17 protein-coding genes and 2 pseudogenes are annotated in these 20,439 nt (G+C 72.3%); 14 read left to right on the top strand and 5 right to left on the bottom strand.

The features are described from left to right. Positions 1 to 361 precede the first annotated feature (361 nt). The 5 genes from ABZ079_RS09660 to ABZ079_RS09640 all read left to right on the top strand — a co-directional run bounded on the left by ABZ079_RS09660 (position 362) and on the right by ABZ079_RS09640 (position 4,277). Positions 362 to 751 carry a cell division protein SepF gene (locus ABZ079_RS09660; RefSeq protein ID WP_356938864.1) on the top strand — a complete coding sequence of 130 codons (390 nt, stop codon included), beginning with the start codon at positions 362 to 364 and terminating at the stop codon, positions 749 to 751. Positions 752 to 896: 145 nt separating this feature from the next. Beyond that, positions 897 to 2,093: an ATP-binding protein gene (locus ABZ079_RS09655; protein WP_356938863.1), complete on the top strand. Its 1,197-nt coding sequence runs from the start codon at positions 897 to 899 to the stop codon at positions 2,091 to 2,093. Continuing rightward, positions 2,090 to 2,434, top strand: coding sequence for a nucleotide pyrophosphohydrolase (locus ABZ079_RS09650; protein WP_356938862.1), 345 nt, complete (start codon positions 2,090 to 2,092; stop codon positions 2,432 to 2,434). Before ABZ079_RS09655 ends, ABZ079_RS09650 begins: the two co-directional genes overlap by 4 nt. A gap of 207 nt (positions 2,435 to 2,641) precedes the next feature. Beyond that, positions 2,642 to 3,130, top strand: coding sequence for a DUF6099 family protein (locus tag ABZ079_RS09645; RefSeq protein ID WP_356938861.1), 489 nt, complete (start codon positions 2,642 to 2,644; stop codon positions 3,128 to 3,130). A gap of 223 nt (positions 3,131 to 3,353) precedes the next feature. After that, positions 3,354 to 4,277: an LLM class F420-dependent oxidoreductase gene (locus ABZ079_RS09640; protein WP_356938860.1), complete on the top strand. Its 924-nt coding sequence runs from the start codon at positions 3,354 to 3,356 to the stop codon at positions 4,275 to 4,277. A gap of 293 nt (positions 4,278 to 4,570) precedes the next feature. Here ABZ079_RS09640 and ABZ079_RS09635 read toward each other — a convergent pair whose 3' ends face one another. Further along, positions 4,571 to 5,218 (bottom strand): hypothetical protein, encoded by a 648-nt coding sequence (locus tag ABZ079_RS09635; protein WP_356938859.1) that lies wholly within the window; start codon positions 5,216 to 5,218, stop codon positions 4,571 to 4,573. 134 nt (positions 5,219 to 5,352) lie between these two features. On the opposite strand from ABZ079_RS09635, the gene ABZ079_RS09630 reads away from it, so the two are divergent. Continuing rightward, on the top strand, positions 5,353 to 6,294 hold the full coding sequence (locus tag ABZ079_RS09630) for a CbrC family protein (protein WP_356938858.1): 942 nt from the start codon (positions 5,353 to 5,355) through the stop codon (positions 6,292 to 6,294). Positions 6,295 to 6,335: 41 nt separating this feature from the next. Here the strand turns inward: ABZ079_RS09630 and ABZ079_RS09625 are convergent, their stop codons facing one another. Then, positions 6,336 to 7,271, bottom strand: a complete 936-nt coding sequence (locus tag ABZ079_RS09625) for a serine hydrolase (protein ID WP_356938857.1) — start codon at positions 7,269 to 7,271, stop codon at positions 6,336 to 6,338. A gap of 195 nt (positions 7,272 to 7,466) precedes the next feature. Here ABZ079_RS09625 and ABZ079_RS09620 point away from each other — a divergent pair, with 195 nt between their 5' ends. The 5 genes and pseudogenes from ABZ079_RS09620 to ABZ079_RS09600 form a co-directional block, all read left to right on the top strand. Next, positions 7,467 to 8,396, top strand: coding sequence for a hypothetical protein (locus ABZ079_RS09620; protein WP_356938856.1), 930 nt, complete (start codon positions 7,467 to 7,469; stop codon positions 8,394 to 8,396). Positions 8,397 to 8,630: 234 nt separating this feature from the next. Next, a pseudogene (locus ABZ079_RS09615) lies at positions 8,631 to 8,918 on the top strand (DUF4232 domain-containing protein); the annotation flags it as partial. A gap of 71 nt (positions 8,919 to 8,989) precedes the next feature. Further along, positions 8,990 to 10,492: a 3' terminal RNA ribose 2'-O-methyltransferase Hen1 gene (locus tag ABZ079_RS09610; protein WP_356938855.1), complete on the top strand. Its 1,503-nt coding sequence runs from the start codon at positions 8,990 to 8,992 to the stop codon at positions 10,490 to 10,492. Next, entirely contained in the window at positions 10,489 to 13,065 is a 2,577-nt protein-coding gene (locus ABZ079_RS09605) for a polynucleotide kinase-phosphatase (RefSeq protein ID WP_356938854.1), read from the top strand. Before ABZ079_RS09610 ends, ABZ079_RS09605 begins: the two co-directional genes overlap by 4 nt. Before the next feature lie 192 nt (positions 13,066 to 13,257). After that, a pseudogene (locus tag ABZ079_RS09600) lies at positions 13,258 to 13,659 on the top strand (DUF5825 family protein); the annotation flags it as partial. Positions 13,660 to 13,812: 153 nt separating this feature from the next. Here the strand turns inward: ABZ079_RS09600 and ABZ079_RS09595 are convergent. Continuing rightward, a complete protein-coding gene (locus tag ABZ079_RS09595; protein WP_356938853.1) occupies positions 13,813 to 14,703 on the bottom strand; it encodes a hypothetical protein in 891 nt (296 codons plus the stop codon). Continuing rightward, on the bottom strand, positions 14,700 to 15,755 hold the full coding sequence (locus tag ABZ079_RS09590) for an SPFH domain-containing protein (RefSeq protein WP_356938852.1): 1,056 nt from the start codon (positions 15,753 to 15,755) through the stop codon (positions 14,700 to 14,702). Before ABZ079_RS09590 ends, ABZ079_RS09595 begins: the two co-directional genes overlap by 4 nt. Before the next feature lie 128 nt (positions 15,756 to 15,883). Here ABZ079_RS09590 and ABZ079_RS09585 point away from each other — a divergent pair, with 128 nt between their 5' ends. The 3 genes from ABZ079_RS09585 (at position 15,884) to ABZ079_RS09575 (ending at position 19,775) form a co-directional block, all read left to right on the top strand. After that, a complete protein-coding gene (locus ABZ079_RS09585; RefSeq protein ID WP_356938851.1) occupies positions 15,884 to 17,107 on the top strand; it encodes an arginine deiminase in 1,224 nt (407 codons plus the stop codon). Positions 17,108 to 17,221: 114 nt separating this feature from the next. Continuing rightward, positions 17,222 to 18,229, top strand: coding sequence for an ornithine carbamoyltransferase (argF, locus tag ABZ079_RS09580; protein WP_356938850.1), 1,008 nt, complete (start codon positions 17,222 to 17,224; stop codon positions 18,227 to 18,229). A gap of 100 nt (positions 18,230 to 18,329) precedes the next feature. Further along, positions 18,330 to 19,775, top strand: coding sequence for an amino acid permease (locus tag ABZ079_RS09575; RefSeq protein WP_356938849.1), 1,446 nt, complete (start codon positions 18,330 to 18,332; stop codon positions 19,773 to 19,775). Here the strand turns inward: ABZ079_RS09575 and ABZ079_RS09570 are convergent. Continuing rightward, positions 19,735 to 20,187 carry an ATP-binding protein gene (locus tag ABZ079_RS09570; protein WP_356938848.1) on the bottom strand — a complete coding sequence of 151 codons (453 nt, stop codon included), beginning with the start codon at positions 20,185 to 20,187 and terminating at the stop codon, positions 19,735 to 19,737. The two genes, ABZ079_RS09575 and ABZ079_RS09570, sit on opposite strands and share 41 nt — an antisense overlap. Between the last annotated feature and the right edge of the window lie 252 nt (positions 20,188 to 20,439).

The following is a 20,439-nucleotide window of genomic DNA, read 5'->3' as shown; positions in this document are numbered from 1 at the left end:
CCCGCGCCGCCATGACGTCATCCGTGGCGGCGCCCGCCCCCCGACACCCCCGGCGGCGCGGTAGCGACCGGCGGCACGACGACCGCGACCAGGACGGGCCGGCGGCGTGGCCCGGCCTGCCCCGGGGGCGGCGGCTGCCCCGCGTGCGTGAACTCCGGCAGAAGCGCGGTTTCCGCCGCCGCACGGACAGCGCGGACAGGGCCGGTGAGAAGCGGGTTTCATCGCCTGGATGCCGCCACTCGCGCCGGGGCCGGGCCCGGCGGGGCGGTCGCGCACCGTGTCGTTGTTGGGCCGAACGGGTGACTTGGCGTAAGAATTGGCTGGTGCAGGCAATAAGTGCGAGTCAGGTCGGGGGAAGCCGGTGAGCCGTTACGACGTCACCGATGAACAGTGGGAAGGGCTCGCCCAGGTCGTGCCGCTGCGGGGCCGGGACGCCTGGCCGTCCGCGGTGGGCCACCGCTCGCTGCCCGACGCCGAGACCGAGACCCGGCGCCGGTTCGTGGTCCTGCGCGTCAACGTGTTCGCGGACGCCAGGGATGTCGCCGAGACGCTGATGGCCGGGGCGCCGGTGCTGCTCGACCTGTCCGGCGCGGAGGGCGAGGTGGCCAAGCGCGTCCTCGACTTCAGTACGGGCGTCGTCTTCGGTCTGGGCAGCGGAATGCACCGCGTCGACCGCAACGTGTTCCTCCTCACCCCGCCCGGCACCGAGGTCAGCGGCGTGATGGAGGGGGTGGGGGTCTCGGAGGGCTGAGACCCGGGGTACCGCGTTCCGCCGGGCGCCGGTGCCCTGCACCACGGCGTTCTTCATACCGGCGTCCTCCCGGCCCGTCCCCCGATCGTGGGAAGGGCCGGGAGACTGAACGGTTCGCCGCTGCGGCGGAGCCTACGGTCCGCGTATGGCCGTACCTTCCGTGTCCGCCGAGCCTCCGGCGGCCGACGCGTCCCCTGTGACCGTCCTCGCGCAGTCCCGCAGGAGCCCCGATGTGCGCGCCCGGGTGACCGAGTTGCGGCTGTCGGCCTTCGCCGGGCATCGGCGGGCCGGGTTTCCGCTGGGGTCCGTGACCTTGTTCGCGGGGCCCAGCGGCGCCGGGAAGACGACGGCGCTCGCCGCGTTCGAGGCGCTCGCGCGCCTCGGTGGAGGCGCCCCCCTCGGGGAGGCGTTCCCGGACCCGGTCGCCTGTGTGCCGGCGCGGGCCCGCCCGGACGCCGAGGGACGGCGGGGCTTCCGGATCGGGTGCACGGCCGACGGCGCCGAGGGTCCCGTCCGGCTCGACGTCGCCGTACAGGCCGAGCCGGTCCTGCGGGTCGTGGGCGAGCGGCTGACCGCGGGCGGGGTCGTCCTGCTGGAGACCGCCCTGCGCGACCCGGGGCGACGCACCGTGCAGGCCGCCTGGCACACCGCGGGCTCCGCCCCGGTGACCCGCGCCCCGCTCCCCGACGACCGCCTAGGCACCGCCCTGCTGCCGCTGCGCGTGGCCGGCAAGACGGACGGACAGCGTCAGGTGCTGGCCGCGGCCGAGCAGATGGTCGTCGCCCTGCGCTCCGTCTTCGCCTGCGACCCCCGCCCGGACCGGATGCGCGCCCCCGTCCCGACGGGCTCCGGCCGACTGCTGCCCGGTTGCGACAACCTCGCCGACGTCCTGTGGCGCACACGCGCGGAGTGCGCCCGCCGGCACGGCCGGCTGGTCGAGGCGCTGCGCGCGGGCTGCGCCGGCCCGGTGGCCGACCTGGTCGCCGAGCCGTTGTCCGACGGCACGGTACGGGCGCTGCTCGACCGGGGCGAAGGCTGGTGCACCGAACTCGCCCGGCTCGGTGACGGTGAACTGCGCTACCTGGCGCTGACGCTGGTCCTGCTGACCGGCCCCGGCGTCCTCGACGTGGACGCCCCGGGCGAGGTGCCCGACGCCCTGCGCAGCCTCACCGTCCTCGCCGACGGCTTCGACCGCGCCCTCGACCCCGTCCAGCGCCGGGAACTGCTCCAGACGGCGGCCCGGATGGGCGAGCGCGGACACATCCGCTGCGTGGCCGCGGTGAGCGACGCCTCGTGGGCCGCGGGAGCCGAGGGCGTCACAGTGGTACACCTGAAGCCGTGACCGAACCTCTCGACCTGGCCCGACTCCAGCGCAGACTGGCCGAGTTCGCGGCCGCGCGGAACTGGCAGCCCTACCACACGCCCAAGAACCTCGTCGCCGCCCTCTCGGTGGAGGCCTCCGAACTGGTCGAGATCTTCCAGTGGCTGACCCCGGAGGAGTCCTCCCGCGTGATGGCCGACCCGGATCGTGCGCACCGGGTCACGGACGAGGTCGCCGACGTGCTCGCCTATCTCCTGCAGTTCTGTGAGGTCCTGGGCATCGACCCGCTGGCCGCCCTGGCCGCCAAGATCGACCGCAACGAACACCGCTTCCCGCCGCCGGGCCCGGAGGACCGTACCTGACCACCTTGCCCGGCCCGCGCTTCCAACGAGCGGACTGCTTCACTCCATTACTACGCTACGTAGTCAAGTCGCCCGTCGAATCTGAATTGTTGTCCACAAATTTCCGTCTACCTCTGGCTTTTCGTCCCACAGCCCCTCACTCTGGGTAGTGAGCGCGGGAGTTCACGCAGACGTGCCGACGAGCACGCGGACGGACGGGGGCAGCGTATGGACGCGATACGGCTCATCCTCACCAGCACGCGCGCCCTGGCGGGCGGCGCCGACGCGGCCGAGATGATGGCGGAGGTGTGGCAGGCGCAGGCCCTGGCCCAGGCCATCGGCAGCCGCCTCGCGGTCTCCGGGCCGCCTGAGTTGCGCGGCGAGGCGTTGGGGCTGACCGAGCTGGCGGGCCGGGGCTGCGGGGTCCTGGACCCGCCCGAACTCGACCCCGGAGAGCTGCGCGCCGCCCAGCTCACCGAGCTGGACGACGCCCGCGAGACGTTGCTCTGCCTCGGCGGCCTGCTCGGCGAGGTCGGCATCGCCCTGGTCGGCATGGCCAGCGCCGCGGCCGACGAGACGACGTACTGGCAGTGCATGGAGGCCATCGACGCGGCCGACGAGTCCCGCGACCGCGTCGTGGAGATGCTGCGCAAGCTGGCGGCACGGGAGGAGGTGGTACAGAACGGCAACGAGAGCAGTCCCTCCGGTGCCCTGTGAGGAGGAGCCGCACAGCAGGCCCGTCCGGTGTTCCCGGGACGAGGCCGTTCAGGCCGACCCTTCGGCTGACCGGCGGACCACCCCGCTGACGCGAAGCCGAACTCGTCGCACATGACGGCCCCTCGGCTCCGGCCGGGGGTGGACGCTTCCCACCCGACCGGGGACGGCCGTGCCGGGCGGTACCGGCGAGGTCGAGGGGGCGCCCGGCGTGCAGGATGGGTGTATGGACCTTCGAATCTTCACCGAGCCCCAGCAGGGGGCCTCCTACGACACCTTGCTCACCGTGGCGAAGGCCACCGAGGACCTCGGTTTCGATGCCTTCTTCCGCTCCGACCACTACCTCCGCATGGGCAGCGTCGACGGCCTGCCCGGCCCCACGGACGCCTGGATCACGCTGGCCGGCCTGGCCCGCGAGACCAAGCGCATCCGCCTCGGCACGCTGATGACGGCCGGCACCTTCCGTCTGCCCGGTGTGCTCGCCATCCAGGTCGCCCAGGTCGACCAGATGTCCGGCGGCCGGGTGGAGCTGGGCCTCGGCGCGGGCTGGTTCGAGGAGGAGCACAAGGCATACGGCATCCCGTTCCCGAAGGAGAGGTTCGCCCGGCTGGAGGAGCAGCTCGCGATCATCACCGGGCTGTGGGCGACCGAGGTCGGCAAGACCTTCGACTTCCACGGCACGTTCTACGACCTCACCGACTCGCCCGCGCTGCCCAAACCCGCCCAGAAGAAGGTCCCGGTGCTCATCGGCGGCCACGGCGCGACCCGTACCCCGCGGCTCGCTGCCCGATACGCGGACGAGTTCAACATCCCGTTCGCCTCGATCGAGGACAGCGAGCGGCAGTTCGGCCGGGTGCGCGCCGCCGCGGAGGAGGCCGGCCGCGAGGCGGACGACCTGACGTACTCCAACGCGCTCGTGGTCTGCGTCGGGAGGGACGACCAGGAGATCGCCCGGCGCGCCGCCGCGATCGGCCGTGAGGTGGAGGAGCTCAAGGCCAATGGCCTGGCCGGTTCCCCGGCCGAGGTCGTCGACAAGATCGGCCGGTACGCCGAGATCGGCTCCCGGCGCATCTACCTGCAGATCCTCGACCTCGACGACCTCGACCACCTGGAGCTGATCTCCACCCAGGTCCGGTCGCAGCTGTCGTAGTCCGCACGGGTCGTCCGGCCCCGCGGACCCGGCCTGTCGCCAGGCCGCTCGGAGTCCGCGCCGGAGGAGGACTCGTGCACCGCGAACCCGGCCGCCCCGGCTCCCAGCGGATAGAGGTCGACCGCACTCCCGGTCACAGGCTCCTCACGGCTCGGGCCTGCCGCCGGCCCTCCCGCCCGGCACGGGCGGGAACCGTGGTCCTCGGGGCGACGGCGGGGACGGCCTCCCGCGGCCGGAGCGCACCGGAGCGAGCCGGCGAGCCGGGAAGGACCGGGGCCGGACCGTGAGTGCCGTCAGAGATCCCGGACGGTGAGGCGGTCGCCGTCCGCGGAGCGGACGAGGAGGTTCCAGGCGGCGCCGTCGCCGTCGTCGCCGTCCCACCAGTCGGCGAACGCGCCGGCCAGGCGTTCCGCGTCCGCCCTCCGGCCGGCGCCGTCGGCGTCGGCCGTCAGCTCGACGTCGTACTCGCTGCCGACGAGGTGGACGAGGACGACCCGGGTCAGCGTGGCGGCGGACCTTTCCCGGCCGTTCTTCCCGGCCCAGGTCCGGAAGCGCTCCAGCAGACCGGGGTCGGTTTCGCGGCGGGTCAGCGCGTGCCCGGGCGGGCGCCGGTACGGATGCTCCCCGCCGACCCCGTGCCGGCAGCCCAGCACCCAGGCACCGCGGTCCCGGTCCACGACCTCCCGCGGCCGGGCCGTGAGGGACCGGCGCACACAGCCACCCCAGACCACCTCGCGGACCGCCGTGCCCTTGCCGCCGTCGGCGTACAGCCGTCTGCCGGTCTGCCAGCCGTCGCCGTAGGCCGCGACGTGGGCCGGTGCGGTCGGGGGCGACACGGCCGGCGGCCGCCGCGTGCCGGTGTCGCGGGACACCGCGAGCAGTGCCAGGGCGGCCAGCGCCCACGCGGATCCGTGTCCGCCCGTCCGGCCGGTCGAGCGCATGACCTGATTCCCCTCGAGATCCTTGGCCGGTGCCGGCCCGTCCTCCCGCTGAGAGGGTTCTCACGCCGCCCGGGTTGCCTGCGCACCCGCCGGCGGCCCCCGCCGTCCCGCCCTCGTGTGATGAGGTGATGGCCATGGGTTTCGGCATCCGTGTCTACACGTTCCGCCACGGCGACATCGTCCCGGTGGACGCCTCGACGGTCCGCGAGGTGCTGGCACCGTACGCCCCTTACGACGTCCCCGAGGGCGAGCCGGTCGCATGGGTACGGACCGCGGACGGCAGCGAGGCCGACGTGTACCTGGACCACGGGGTGTCGTTCGACCGGCCGGGTCGCGGAGTGCTGGACCTCGTCGCCGAGGTGGCCCGTCGTACCGGCGCCGCCGTCCTGCTGCTCGGGAACCCGGCGACGGCGATCGTGACGAGCGAGGAGGACCGCAGGCACCTGCCGGAGGACCTGCGCGAGGGCGCGGTCGTCGTCCTGCCCGCCGCGCTGACCGGCAAGGTGATCGAACAGGTCGTCAGGCCGCAGCCCGAGCCCAGGTTCAGACCCATGCTGCCGCCGTTTCCCTATCACCCCGACCCGGTGGCCACCGGGTCCGTGATCGCCGCCGACGAGACGTGCGTGTGCTGCGGGCACGACCAGGGCTGGATCCACACGGGACCGGTCTACGGCGCGGACGTGCCCGACGGCCGGGTCTGCCCGTACTGCATCGCCTTCGGCACCGCCGCCAAGCGGTACGGCGCCTACTTCAACGACGTCGAGGCGCGTCGGATGCCGGACGAGGCGGCCCGGCGGATCCGCGAGCGCACCCCCGGCTTCGCCACCTGGCAGGACTGGGGCTGGCCGGCGCACTGCGGCGACGGCGGGGTGTTCCTCGGCGCGGCCGGCGCGAAGGAACTGCGGCCCTACCCGGACGCGCTCGACCACCTGCGCGGACTGTGCGCCGAGTGGGGCTGGGGGCCCGCGCAGACCGAGGACTTCGTCGCCGCGCTCGACAAGGAGGGCGCGCCGACGGCGTATCTCTTCCGCTGCCGCGCCTGCGGTACCCACTTCGCCCAGGCGGACTTCACATGACGGGTGGTGCCGGGGGGATCCGGTGATCCCCCCGGCCGTTCTCAGCCGCGCTGGGCGAAACCGTGGTCGAGGATCTTCGTCGCGTCCTTGAACCGCTGGTCCGGTGACGTGTCCGCGAGGATGGTGCCCACGACCGTCTTGGATCCGCGGGTCGCGGCGAACACCAGGCAGAACTTCGCCTCCGGCCCCGAACCGGTCTTCACACCGATCGCGCCCCGGTACGAGCCGAGCAGCTTGTTGGTGTTCTTCCACGCGGGCATAGCGTGCGTTCCGCCGCCGGGCCGGTACGACTGCATGTCGTCGTACTCCTTGGTGCCGACGACCTTCTTGAACGTCTTGTTCCTCAGCGCGGCCCCGGCCAGCTTGGCGAGGTCCCGGGGGGACGCGTAGTTCTTGCCGTTGGACACCCCGTCGAAGGAGTCGAAGTGGGTGTTGCTCAGACCCAGTTCACGCGCCTTGCCGTTCATCTTCCCGATGAACGACCTGGTCCGTTCCGCCGTCGTCGAGCCCGTTCCGTACGTGTCCGCCAGCGCGTAGGCCGCATCGCAGCCCGACGGCAGCAGCAGCCCGTACAGCAGGTCGCGCACCTTCATCGAGTCACCGAGGATCAGGTTCGCGCTGGAGTAACGCTGCGTGCCCGTGGCCGGGTCGATGACGTAGTCCGTGTACGCCTTCTTGATCTTCACCTTCTTGTCGAGGTCCAGGTTCCGCTGCGACAGCACCACGAGCGCCGTCATGATCTTCGTCGTGGAACCGGTCCGCAGCCGTGTGTCCGGTGCCTTGCCGAAGAGCTGCTTTCCCGTGGCCGCGTTCATCGCGTACGCGCCCTGAGCCGGTACCTGCGGGGCCGCCGCGGCCGTCGCGGTCGCCGGGGCCGCCTGGGCCGGGGCGGCCGCGAGGACCCCCGAGCCCAGGACGGCACCGGCCGCCACCGCGACGACGGCTCTTCTGCGGACGCCTCCTTGGCTGATGGTCATTGTTCCCCCTTCTGTCAGTGGTCAGTTGACGACGGCTCACTTCATCAGGTCCTGGCCGGGGGGGCCATGGTGGAGATCACAGGAAGCGCGGATCGCGCGGGCGGTGTGCACGGCCTGTGGACTCCATGTGCCGGAACTGTGGGCTCCGCCACAGCGCACAGGATCCAGGCCTGATCGTATGGCCGGGTGCGTAAAGTGCTCCCTCTCGCTGTCACCGGCCTGTTGGCCCTGACGGCATGCCAGTTCGCCGGCCAGGACGACCCCGCCGACGACGCCCACCGCCTCAACACCATGCAGTCGTTCCCGCTGCACGCCTACATACGGGATCCGTCGTCGGGCGGGGGCAAGTCCATCGGCAAGGCGCAGTGGATCCTCGCCAAGCAGTGCATGGTCCGGCTCGGCTTCGCCGGCTTCGCGACGCTCGACACCAGGAACGTCGAGTCGACGTACCCGGTCCGGCAGGGCACCCTCGCGGGCCGCGGCACGACCGGTGACGACAGCCCTTACGGGGTCGACGATCCCGACCAGGCGGCCGAGCACGGCTACCACAACCGGAATCAGGAAGGGTCCTCCCAGCCCCAGGAGTGGCCCGCCGACCAGTACGTCGCCCTCACCGGAACGTTCGACTCCGGCGACAGCCACTCCGCCCACGGGCACCCCGTCCCCGAGGGCGGTTGCCTGGGACAGGCGACGCGGAGGATCTACGGCCCTCCGCCCAAGGCGACGAAGGTCAACGGCGTGAAGCTCACCGGCTATTACTCGCTGCCCCTCGAGCTGTGGTACGAGGCCCACAAGGCGGCGCGGAAGGACCCGGCCTGGAAGAAGGCGGACCGCGCGTGGTCGGCCTGCATGAAGGAGAAGGGCTTCCACTACCCCGACCCGGACGAAGCTTCGCTCGACACCGCCTGGTACCGGACCGAGGGGCCGTCGGGCAAGGAGAAGGAGACAGCGGCCGCGGATGCCCGGTGCAAGCTGGACACCGACTACATCGCCACCGTGCATGCCCTCGAGGCCCGCGCTCAGAAGACGGTCATCAGCAAGCGCGAGAAGGCTCTGGACGGTATGCGCGCAGCCGATGAGCGGGCCGTCGAGAACGCCCGGACCATCATCGACGAAGAGTCATGAACACGGCGCACCGCACCGGGTGCGCCGCGGTGACCGCCGCCGTGGCGGCGGCCCTCGTCCTCACCGGCTGCGGTACGGAGAAGACCGGCTCCGGTAGCGGCGCAGCCCCTCTCGGTGACGGCCCCGGGGCCGACGTCACCGCCGACCCGGTGTGCCCGTCCGGCACGCCCCGGTACGGCGCCGCCCCGGCCGGCAACCCGCCACCCGCGAGCATCGCCCCTGCTGCCTCCCGGACCCGTCACCGGTGTGAGCCTCGTGCACGGCGAGGAGATCGCCGCCGGCACCGGCGCCGAGGGCACCCCCCGGCCCCTGACCCTCGCCCCCGGTGAGTGCGCCTACGCCGTGCTCGCATGGCGCAACACCACCGAAGCGGGCGACGGTCTCAGCCCCGTCGGCGCCCCGTACGTGCGCGTGTGGGCCAAGCCCGGCGCCCGCCCGGTGACCGTGACATCGGAGCTCGACCTCGGCACGACGGGCGAACTGGGCGTCGGCCCGTGGAAGAAGGAAGACGCCGGCCGTTAGCGGGACCGGCGCGCGGGACCCCACTGGAAAACCGGTGGTCGGCGGGGAGTTCTCCCGGGAGACTCGGACATGTGTTCCTGACGATCTCCACCAGCGGCGACGCCGCCCACCCGGCCACCGACCTCGGGTACCTGCTGCACAAGCATCCCGACAAGGCACAGAGGTTCTCCACGTCCTACGGCACCGCCCACGTGTTCTACCCCGAGGCGGACGACCGGCGCTGCACGGCCGCGCTGTTGCTGGAGATCGACACGATGGCGCTGGTGCGGCGGGGGAAGGGCAAGGGACGCGGCGGCGCGCCCGACGCGGCGCTCGCGCAGTACGTCAACGACCGCCCCTACGCCGCCTCCTCGCTGCTCGCCGTCGCGCTGAGCGGCGTGTTCTCCAGCGCCCTGCGCGGGGTGTGCAACGCTCGTCCGGAGCGGGCCGCCGCACCCCTGCCGCTGCGCATCGAGGTGCCCGCGCTGCCCGCCCGCGGCGGCCCGGACCTCGTACGACGGCTCTTCGAACCGCTCGGCTGGGCGGTGACCGCCGAACCCGTCGCCCTGGACACCGAGTTCCCGGAGTGGGGCGACTCGCGTTACGTCCGCCTCGTGCTGGAGTCGGAGACGCTGACCCTCGCCGAAGCGCTGCGCCACCTGTACGTCCTGCTGCCCGTCCTCGACGACGCCAAGCACTACTGGGTCTCCTCCGACGAGGTCGACAAGCTGCTGCGGGCCGGCGAGGGCTGGCTGCCCGGGCACCCGGAGCAGAAGCTGATCACCAGCCGGTATCTGTCCCGCCGCTGGTCGCTGACCCGGCAGGCGAGGGAGCGGCTGGAACTGGTGCGGCTGGCCGAGGCCGACGACAGCGGGGTCGAGGAGATCGACAACGCGGTCCCGGAGGACACCGGGACGGAGACGGAGGAGAAGCCGACCCCGCTCGCCGTGGAGCGCCGGGAGGCGATCCTCGCCGCGCTGAGCGAGGCCGGTGCCGCGCGGGTCCTCGACCTCGGGTGCGGGCAGGGGCAGCTGGTCCAGGCCCTCCTCAAGGACGCGCGGTTCACGGAGATCGTGGGCGTGGACGTCTCGATGCGGGCGCTCACCATCGCCGCCCGGCGGCTCAGGCTCGACCGCGTGAGCGACCGCCAGGCGGCCCGTGTGCAGCTCGTCCAGGGCTCGCTCGCGTACACCGACAAGCGGCTCAAGGGCTACGACGCCGCCGTGCTCAGCGAGGTGATCGAGCACCTCGACCTGCCCCGGCTGCCCGCCCTGGAGTACGCCGTGTTCGGGCACGCGCGTCCCCGCACGGTCCTCGTGACCACCCCGAACGTCGAGTACAACGTGCGCTGGGAGACGCTCCCCGCCGGACACGTCCGGCACGGCGACCACCGCTTCGAGTGGACCCGCGAGGAGTTCCGCACCTGGGCGGCGGCCGTGGCCGGACGGTACGGCTACGACGTCGCGTTCGTCCCCGTCGGCCCGGACGACCCGGAGGTCGGGCCACCCACCCAGATGGCCACGTTCGTGATGAACGTGGCCGCGATGAAGACCGAGAAGGCCGGCCCGACCGAGAAGGAGGCGAGGACCGCATGACCGAGACCCGCACGGGACGGGTCCTCCCCGTCACCGACCTCTCCCTGGTCGTCCTCGTCGGCGCCTCCGGCTCCGGCAAGTCGACCTTCGCCCGCAAGCACTTCAAGCCCACCGAGGTCATCTCCTCCGACTTCTGCCGTGGTCTGGTCTCCGACGACGAGAACGACCAGAGCGCGACCCGCGACGCCTTCGACGTCCTGCACTACATCGCCGGCAAGCGGCTGGCCGCCGGCCGCCGTACCGTCGTCGACGCCACCAGCGTGCAGCAGGACAGCCGGCGGCAGCTGATCGAGCTGGCGAGGAAGTACGACGTGCTGCCCGTCGCCATCGTGCTGGACGTGCCGGAAGAGGTGTGCGCCGAGCGCAACGCGGCCCGCACCGACCGTGCCGACATGCCCCGCCGGGTCATCCAGCGGCACATCCGCGAACTGCGGCGGTCCCTGCGGCACCTGGAGCGCGAGGGCTTCCGCAAGGTGCACGTCCTGCGCGGGGTGGAGGAGGCCGAGAACGCCACCGTCGTCACCGAGAAGCGCTTCAACGACCTGACCCACCTCACCGGTCCCTTCGACATCATCGGTGACATCCACGGCTGCTCGTCCGAACTCGAGTCGCTGCTCGCCAAGCTGGGTTACACCGACGGTGTGCACCCCGAGGGCCGTACCGCCGTGTTCGTCGGCGACCTGGTCGACCGGGGCCCGGACACCCCGGGCGTGCTGCGCCGCGTGATGTCGATGGCCGAGGCGGGCAACGCGCTGTGCGTGCCCGGCAACCACGAGAACAAGTACGGCCGTTACCTCAAGGGCCGCAAGGTCCAGCACACCCACGGGCTCGCCGAGACCGTCGCGCAGATGGAGGGCGAGAGCGAGGAGTTCAAGGACCGGGTCCGGAAGTTCCTGGACGGACTGGTCAGCCACTACGTGCTCGACGGGGGCCGGCTCGTGGTCTGCCACGCCGGCCTGCCCGAGAAGTACCACGGCCGTACCTCCGGCCGGGTCCGCTCGCACGCCCTGTACGGCGACACCACCGGTGAGACGGACGAGTTCGGGCTGCCGGTGCGCTACCCGTGGGCGGAGGACTACCGGGGCCGGGCGGCCGTGGTCTACGGGCACACGCCCGTCCCGGAGGCCACCTGGCTCAACAACACCATCTGCCTGGACACCGGTGCCGTCTTCGGCGGCAAGCTGACCGCGCTGCGCTGGCCGGAGCGCGAGCTGGTCGACGTACCGGCCGAGCGGGTCTGGTACGAGCCGGCGAAGCCGCTGCGCTCCGAGGCGCCCGGCGGGCACGAAGGGCGGCCGCTGGACCTGGCGGACGTGCACGGCCGCAGGGCCGTGGAGACCCGGCACGCGGGCCGGGTGGCGATCCGCGAGGACAACGCGGCGGCGGCCCTGGAGGTCATGAGCCGCTTCGCGATCGACCCGCGCCTGCTGCCGTACCTGCCACCGACCATGGCACCGACCGCCACCTCACACATCGAGGGCTACCTGGAGCACCCGGAGGAGGCTTTCGCGCAGTACGCGCGGGACGGGGTCGCGCGGGTCGTGTGCGAGGAGAAGCACATGGGCTCGCGGGCCGTGGCCCTGGTGTGCCGGGACGCGGAGGCCGCGCGCAGGACCTTCGGCGTCGGGGGTGCCTCCCGCGCGAGCCGAGCCGAGCGTGGGGGAGGACCCACCGGGTCCCTGTACACCCGCACCGGGCGGCCGTTCTTCGACGACGAGAAGGTGACCGAGGAGATCCTCGGCCGCCTGCGCTCGGCGATCGAGGGCGCCGGTCTCTGGGAGGAACTGGACACGCACTGGCTGTTGCTGGACGCCGAGCTGATGCCGTGGTCGCTGAAGGCCTCGGGCCTGCTGCGCAGTCAGTACGCGGCCGTGGGCGCCGCCTCCGGCGCGGTGTTCCCGGGGGCACTGGCCGCCCTGGAGGCCGCCGCCGCGCGCGGTGCCGACGTGGGCGGGCTGCTGACCCGGCAGCGGGAACGCGCCGCCGACGCCGCCGCGTTCACCACCGCCTACCGCCGCTACTGCTGGACCACCGACGGCCTGGAAGGCGTCCGCCTGGCCCCCTTCCAGATCCTGGCCGCGCGCGGACGCAGCCTCGCCGCGCTGCCGCACGACGAGCAGCTCGGCCTGCTCGACCGCCTGGTCGAGCACGACGGCTCCGGGCTGCTGCAGACCACCCGGCGGCTGTACGTCGACACCGGCGACCCGGAGTCGGTGCGCGCGGGTGTCGACTGGTGGCTGGAGATGACCGGCCGGGGCGGCGAGGGCATGGTCGTCAAGCCGGTCGGCGCGCTGGTCCGCAACCCGGAGGGGCGACTGGTGCAGCCCGGCATCAAGTGCCGGGGCCGCGAGTACCTGCGGATCATCTACGGTCCGGAGTACACCCGGCCGGACAACCTCGCCCGGCTGCGGCAGCGGTTCCTGAACCACAAGCGGTCCCTTGCCCTGCGCGAGTACGCCCTCGGCCTGGAGGCCCTGGACCGGCTCGCGGAGGGGGAGCCGCTGTGGCGGGTGCACGAGGCGGTCTTCGGGGTGCTGGCGCTGGAATCGGAGCCGGTGGACCCGCGCCTGTAGACCGCGCCGGTGGGGAGCACCCCGCCCCACAACACCCTTGTGTCCCGCACACACCTGTCCATATAGGGGTCCGACAGGCGTTTTCCCTGGGTCCTTGTTGTTCCGTGACGGCCTCACCCACGTGGCCCTGCCGACCTGGGGTGAGCCGGTCCGCCTGACGGAAGGGGCGGGATTTGTGGGCTGCCCGCCGCCGTGCCGCACCGGCTCACCGGGCGCCATGTCGAGGCCACCGGGCCCCTGGACATCAGCGGGGAGGGCCGGGAGACGGCGGAGGCGGTCAGGTTCCTGCGCGAGTGCCGGAGTCCCGGTCTGACCGTGAGCTGGCGGGCGACGGGCGAGCCGTCGTACGACGTCGGTGTGCTGCGCCACCTGCCCCCGCCCCCCGAATCACCGGATGGCCAGGGCTGGTTGGCTGCCTGGCGCGCCGGACGCGCCTACGGCGCCCTCTGCCACCGGCGCGGCCCCGGCTTCGTGACGGTCCTGGATGGGAGGAAGGAGGGCACGGCCGTCCGGCTCACCCTCGACCACCCCGGTCTCCACGCAGCGTTCCTCCGGCTCCTGGAGCCCACGCCCCTCGACGTCCTCGACACCACCCAGCGGGAGGCCGCCGAACTGCTCACCGCCGAGCGGCTGGTCCTGGTCTGCGGGGGCTGGGCGGTGGCCCGTGCCCTGCACCACGATCTGATCCCCGGCTTCTCCGGGGGCGTCTTGTGGAGGAGGCCGGCGGCGCGGGGCCGGAGGACACCCCTAGCCGGCCAGCCGCAGCCGCTGTCCGCACACCCCCACCCGGACCGTCTGTCCCCAGGTCAGCTGGAGCGCGTCCGTCTCGATGCCGTCACCGAAGGCGATGAGCCGGTCGGACTCCACGGTGACCGTCAGCCCGGCCGAAGCTCCCAGTTCCCCCGCCACCAGGCTCGTGCCGGTGGCCGGTGACGGCCAGGCCTCCCGGACGAACCACACCAGCCGGTCCTCCGTGGGGGAGGGCAGCGCGAGCCGGTCGCCCCGCTCCTGCCACACCGAGCGGAGCCAGCCGGTCGCGCCGGTGCCGGTCCCCACCAGCACCCCGGAGGAGGCCTGGGCCTCGGCGACACCCCCGTCGCCGTCGAGGCCCAGGCGGTAGCGGGCGGTCTGGTGACCGGGCGTGCCCAGATAGATCTCGTTGAGTGCCACCAGCCGCTGGGTGTCGTCGGCCACCGCCTCGACCATGGTGAGTTCGTCGCACCCCGCCCCCACCGCCGACAGCAGCTTCGCCGTGTCCCGCGGGCGGTGCCGTACCAGCACACCGGGGTTGCGGCCGGGGTCCGTGTCGACACCGATGACCGGTTGCCCCGTCAGGTACTTGGCGACGTTCGCGACCAGCCCGTCCTGGCCGACCACCACGACCACGTCCTCGGGTGCGAACAGGAACCGGTCCAGGTCGCCCCGTTCGACCTGTGCCTGACGCCAGGCCGGCGGAAGCGCCGCGGTCACCTCGGCCAGGGCGCTGCGGGCCCGGCGGTGGCGTTCGGCGACCTCCTCGATGTCCCGGCCCCGCGAGGTGAGGAAGAACGCGGCCTGGCCGTGCGAGCCGTGCCGGGCCACCAACTCCTCGTACTCGGAGGTGCGGTGCACGAGCACCGCACGCGGGGCGAGGCTCACGTTCCCGCCCCCGTCCCCGCCTCCGAAGAGCCGCCGAGCTTCGCCAGCAGCCCCGTCAGCACGTCCGGCGAGATGGTCACGCTGTCGATGTTCGGCACGTTCTCGGCCAGGCGTATCCCGGCGAGGGCGTGCAGGGTCGCCACATCGACCTCGGCGTGCACCCGCAGCCACGCGGCCCGTGCCTCGGCCCGGGCCTCGCCCACCTCGCGTGCCTTCTGCGCCTCCGCGTGGGCGAGCCGTACCGCCTTGGCCGCCTCCGCCTCCGCCAGGCGTACCGTGCGGGCCGCCTCCGCGTCGGCGCGCACGGCGTCCGCGCTTGCCTGCTCCTCGGCCTCGCGCCGGGCGTTCGTCCCCCGCTGCTCGACCAACCGCTCTTCGCGCCGTGCCAGTTCGATACGGCTGGCCAGCTCGTTCTCGGCGATCGCCCGCTCCCGCTCGACGGCCACCGCCCGGCGCTCGTACGTCGCCCGGTCGGCCTCCTGCTGGATCTGCTCCCGGGCGGGGGTGCGCAGCGCCCGCTCCACCTCGGGCTCCGGGCGCACCGCCACCACGCGGACGGCGACCACCTCGATGCCGGTGGCCGGCAGCCGGGGTTCCGCGGCCAGTCCGGCCGCGACGCGCTCGCGGACCGCGCTCACCCCGTCGGTCAGCGCGGCCGCCAGCGGCGTACGGGCGAGGACGTCCAGGGCGTGCTCCTGGGCCGTCTCGGTGAGCAGGGTGCCGAGTTGCTCCAGCGGGGTGGCGCGCCACACACCGGTGTCCGGGTCGATCGAGAAGTCGAGACGGGCGGCGGCGAGCGCCGGGTCGCCGATGCGGTAGGTCACCGTCGCCTGCACCGTCACGTCCTGGAAATCGGCCGTACGGGCATGGAAGGTCATGGCCAGCTCGCGGTCGTCCACCGGGACTTCGGAGAGCGCGGCGGTCAGCGAGCGGAACCAGAAGCTGAGCCCGGGGCCGTCGTGGGCCAGCCGGCCGGAGCGGTGGTGCCGGATGTGCGCGGTCGGCGCACCGCGCAGGTGGCGCCAGCCGAGGCGCCGGGTGATGTCGGCCATGCGATCCCCTCTTTTCGTCAGGCAGACGATAATCGCGCGCGCACTTGTCGTCAAGGGGACGAAAACGAGAGCGTGCAGAAACCGCCGAGGCGGGGGTGAACCAGGGATTCGATGGTCAGGATGGAGGCATGGGATTCCACGTCGACTCCGAGGCCGGGCGGCTGCGCCGCGTCATCCTGCACCGGCCGGACCTCGAGCTCAAAAGGCTCACCCCCAGTAACAAGGACGCCCTTCTCTTCGACGACGTGCTCTGGGTGCGCCGGGCGCGCGCCGAGCACGACGGCTTTGCCGACGTCCTGCGTGACCGCGGCGTCGCCGTCCACCTCTTCGGCGACCTGCTCGCCGAGACGCTGGAGATCGCCGAGGCCCGCACCCTCGTCCTGGACCGCGTCTTCGACGAGAAGGAGTACGGCCCCCTCGCCACCGGCCACCTGCGCGCCTCCTTCGACCAGATGCCGCCGGGCGAGCTGGCCGAGGCCCTGATCGGCGGGATGACCAAGCGGGAGTTCCTGGACGCGCACGCGGAACCGACCTCCGTCCGCTTCCACGTCATGGACCTGGACGACTTCCTGCTCCCCCCGCTGCCCAACCACCTCTTCACCCGCGACACCTCGGCGTGGATCTACGACGGCGTCTCCATCAACGCCATGCGCCGGCCCGCCCGGCAGCGGGAGACCGTCCACTTCGAGGCGATCTACCACCACCACCCGCTCTTCCGTGACGAAACGTTCCGGGTCTGGTCCCGGGGCCAGGCCGACTACCCCTCCACCATCGAGGGCGGCGACGTCCTGGTGATCGGCAACGGTGCCGTGCTGATCGGCATGAGCGAGCGCACCACCCCGCAGGCCGTGGAGATGCTCGCGCACAAGCTGTTCGCGGCCGGATCGGCGCACACGATCGTCGCGCTCGACATGCCCAAGCGGCGGGCCTTCATGCACCTCGACACGGTGATGACCATGGTCGACGGCGACACCTTCACCCAGTACGCCGGGCTCGGCATGCTGCGCTCGTACACCATCGAACCGGGCGTCGGTGAGCGGGAGCTGAAGGTCACCGACCATCCGCCGGAGCACATGCACCGCGCGATCGCAGCCGCCCTCGGCCTCGGCGAGATCCGGGTGCTGACCGCCACCCAGGACGTGCACGCCGCCGAGCGCGAGCAGTGGGACGACGGCTGCAACGTCCTGGCGGTCGAGCCCGGAGTCGTCGTCGCCTACGAGCGGAACTCGACCACCAACACGCATCTGCGCAAGCAGGGCATCGAGGTGATCGAGATCCCGGGCAGTGAGCTGGGCCGGGGCAGGGGTGGCCCGCGCTGTATGAGCTGTCCGGTCGAGCGCGAGGCGGTGTGAGCCGGCGGAGGCGGGAAGGGGTGTGACCGAGCGGACGGACAGTCATCGCATAGACATGCTGACCGTCGTATAGAATTCCAAGGTCACTGCCAGTCGTACCCCTGGAGCGCCCCCATGGCGACAGTCCCGACCGCCCTCACCGGCCGCCACTTCCTCAAGGAGCTGGACTTCACCGAGGAGGAGTTCCGCGGTCTGGTCGAGCTGGCCGCCGAGCTGAAGGCCGCCAAGAGGGCGGGGGTCGAGACGCAGCACCTGCGGGGGCGGAACATCGCGCTGATCTTCGAGAAGACCTCGACGCGCACCCGCTGTGCGTTCGAGGTCGCCGCCGCCGACCAGGGCGCCCACACGACCTATCTCGACCCCCTCGGCTCGCAGATCGGGCACAAGGAGTCCGTGAAGGACACGGCGCGCGTCCTCGGCCGGATGTTCGACGGCATCGAGTACCGCGGGGACAGTCAGGCCAAGGTCGAGGAACTGGCCGCTTACGCCGGCGTGCCCGTCTACAACGGTCTCACCGACGACTGGCACCCCACCCAGATGCTGGCCGACGTGCTCACCATGACCGAGCACAGCGCCAAGCCGCTGCGGCAGATCGCCTTCGCCTACCTCGGCGACGCCCGCTTCAACATGGGCAACTCCTATCTGGTCACCGGCGCGCTGCTCGGCATGGACGTACGGATCGCCGCACCCCAGGCGTACTGGCCGGGCGACGAGGTCGTGGCCCGGGCCCGCAAGCTGGCGGAGAACAGCGGCGCCGTCATCACACTCACCGAGGACGTCACCGAGGGCGTCCGGGGGGCCGATTTCATCGCCACCGACGTCTGGGTCTCGATGGGCGAGCCCAAGGAGGTCTGGGGCGAGCGGATCAAGGCCCTCGCGCCCTACGCCGTGACCATGGACGTCCTGCGCGCCACCGGAAACCCGGACGTGAAGTTCCTGCACTGCCTGCCGGCCTTCCACGACCTGGCCACCAAGGTGGGGCAGGAGATCTACGAGGCCCACGGCCTGCGCTCCCTGGAAGTGACGGACGAGGTCTTCGAATCCGCCCACTCGATCGTCTTCGACGAGGCCGAGAACCGACTGCACACGATCAAGGCGGTGCTGGTAGCCACACTCGCCTGACCCGCCTTATTCTGACCGGCGGCCCGGAGCCACCCCTTCCGAGGCCGCCGCCGCGCCTCGATCACGGGCGCCCGCACCACCAGAAACGAGCACCACCCGCATGCCCGCTCCCCGCATCAAGTCCCCGCACCTGCTCGTCGCCGAATCCGGCGCCGACCGCGAGGGACACGGCCTCAAGCGCACGATGGGCCTCTTCCAGCTCATCTGCTTCGGCGTCGGCGCCATCGTCGGCACCGGCATCTTCGTCGGCCTCTCCGACTCCGTAGCCCAGGCCGGACCCGCCGTCGTCGTCTCCTTCATCCTGGCCGCGCTCACCTGCGTCTTCACCGCCTTCTCCTTCGCCGAGCTGGGCGGCGCGATCCCGGTCTCCGGCTCCTCGTACTCCTTCGCCTACGCGGGTCTCGGCGAGTCCACCGCGTTCCTGGTCGGCTGGTGCCTGCTGCTGGAGTACGGCGTCTCCATCTCGGCCGTCGCCGTCGGCTGGAGCCAGTACGTCAACGAGCTGCTGCACAGCCTGACCGGCGGGCAACTGCCCGCCGCGCTCTCCGCGGGTCCGGGTGACGGCGGGGTCGTGAACCTGCCCGCCGTGATCGTCATCGCCATGGCCTCCGTACTGCTGGTGCGCGGGGTGCGCGAGAGCGCCCGGGCCACCGCAGCCATGGCCGCCGTGAAGCTGGTCATCCTCCTGGCCTTCTGCGCCATCGGCTACAGCGCCTTCAAGGACGGCAACCTCACCCCGTTCTCCCCGGCCGGTCTCGGCGGCATCGGCGCGGGCACCACCGCCGCGTTCTTCTCCTACATCGGCTTCGACGCGATCACCACCGCCGGTGAAGAGGCCAAGAACCCGCGCCGGGACATCCCCGTAGCGATCATGGTCTGCATGGGCCTGGTCACCCTGCTGTACTGCGCGGTCGCCGTCGCCGCCATCGGCGCCGTCGGCGGCGACCAGGTGGCCGGCCGCCCCGCCGCGCTGTCGTACGTCGTCAACGCGGTCACCGGCTCCAGCATCGGCGGCGGGGTCATCGCCTTCGGCGCGGTCGTCGCCATCGCCTCCGTGGTCCTCGCCGTGATGTACGGCCAGACCCGCATCCTGATGTCCATGTCCCGGGACGGCCTGATCCCGCGCGTCTTCGAGAAGGTGTCCCCCAAGACCTCCACGCCGGTCGCCGGCACGCTGATCGTCGCCGTCGTCTTCGCGGTCCCGGCGGCCTTCGCCTCCCTCGACGCCGTGATGAACCTGTGCACCATCGGCACGCTCGCCATCATGGCCGTCGTCAACATCGTGGTCATCGCGCTGCGCCGCCGCGAACCGGGCCTCGCCCGCAGCTTCCGCGTGCCCCTCTACCCCGTTGGCCCGCTGCTCGGCGTCGCCTTCTGCCTGTACCTGAGCTACGAGACCGGCTGGCAGACCTGGCTCCAGTTCGCCGTGTTCCTCGCGGTGGGACTGCTCGTCTACGTCGCCTACGGGCGCCGGCACTCCACGCTGGCCCGCACGGCCCCCGAGGTCACGCCGGACGCCGCTGAGCGGGAACCGCAGGCAGCCTGAACCACACCGCCTTGCCCGACGGGGTGGGGCGGTGGCCGCAGGACGAGCTGAGGGCGCGGATCAGCAGCAGACCGCGCCCACCCTCCTGCCAGGGGTCCGGCTCCTCGATCACGGGCCGGGTCAGATGGCCGGGCGGCGCCGGATCCGGGTCGTGCACCTCGACCTTGCAGCCGGTCGGCAGCAGCTCCACCACCAGCTCTATCGGGCCGCGCCCGGCGGTGTGCTCCACCGCGTTGGCCACCAGCTCCGCCGTGAGCAGCTCCGCGGTGTCGCAGTCGGCCGGGTGCTCCACCTCGGTGAGAGCCGTGCGCACCAGGGCACGCGCCACGGGCACCGCCGCGGCGGTGTGCGGCAGGGCGATACGCCAGGAGGCCGATTCGGTGGGGCGTTCGTGCAAGGCGAGTCCGTTCATGGAGCAGGCTGTCCTGCTTTCGACTGTAGGAATGGTACGGGCCCGGCCACAGAGATCGTCGTCGGGCTTCGCCCGGGACCCTCGGCCCCGGTACCGGGCGGCTTACCCCGCCGCACGGCTCGCCTCGCATGGCCGTGCCCACTGTTACGGCGCTGTCGCCGACCGGTGACGCATGTGACCGGACGCGGCCGATCGGCTCAGGCTTGTCGCGTCCTCATGACGGCAGTCACAAACAGGTGATAACTTCATGGG

Source organism: Streptomyces sp. NPDC006314, assembly GCF_040613075.1.
Taxonomy (GTDB): Bacteria; Actinomycetota; Actinomycetes; order Streptomycetales; family Streptomycetaceae; genus Streptomyces.
The sequence above is the reverse complement of the archived record's forward strand: the minus strand, read 5'-3'. Positions and strand labels throughout refer to the sequence as shown.

Bases quoted from the DNA above. Each gene is read 5' to 3' on its own strand.
- ABZ079_RS09655 (WP_356938863.1), top strand. From the start codon at position 897: ATGGCCGTACCTTCCGTGTCCGCCGAGCCTCCGGCGGCCGACGCGTCC.
- ABZ079_RS09645 (WP_356938861.1), top strand. From the start codon at position 2,642: ATGGACGCGATACGGCTCATCCTCACCAGCACGCGCGCCCTGGCGGGC.
- ABZ079_RS09640 (WP_356938860.1), top strand. From the start codon at position 3,354: ATGGACCTTCGAATCTTCACCGAGCCCCAGCAGGGGGCCTCCTACGAC.
- ABZ079_RS09635 (WP_356938859.1), bottom strand. From the start codon at position 5,218: ATGCGCTCGACCGGCCGGACGGGCGGACACGGATCCGCGTGGGCGCTG.
- ABZ079_RS09630 (WP_356938858.1), top strand. From the start codon at position 5,353: ATGGGTTTCGGCATCCGTGTCTACACGTTCCGCCACGGCGACATCGTC.
- ABZ079_RS09625 (WP_356938857.1), bottom strand. From the start codon at position 7,271: ATGACCATCAGCCAAGGAGGCGTCCGCAGAAGAGCCGTCGTCGCGGTG.
- ABZ079_RS09605 (WP_356938854.1), top strand. From the start codon at position 10,489: ATGACCGAGACCCGCACGGGACGGGTCCTCCCCGTCACCGACCTCTCC.
- ABZ079_RS09590 (WP_356938852.1), bottom strand. From the start codon at position 15,755: ATGGCCGACATCACCCGGCGCCTCGGCTGGCGCCACCTGCGCGGTGCG.
- ABZ079_RS09585 (WP_356938851.1), top strand. From the start codon at position 15,884: ATGGGATTCCACGTCGACTCCGAGGCCGGGCGGCTGCGCCGCGTCATC.
- argF (WP_356938850.1), top strand. From the start codon at position 17,222: ATGGCGACAGTCCCGACCGCCCTCACCGGCCGCCACTTCCTCAAGGAG.
- ABZ079_RS09575 (WP_356938849.1), top strand. From the start codon at position 18,330: ATGCCCGCTCCCCGCATCAAGTCCCCGCACCTGCTCGTCGCCGAATCC.
- ABZ079_RS09570 (WP_356938848.1), bottom strand. From the start codon at position 20,187: ATGAACGGACTCGCCTTGCACGAACGCCCCACCGAATCGGCCTCCTGG.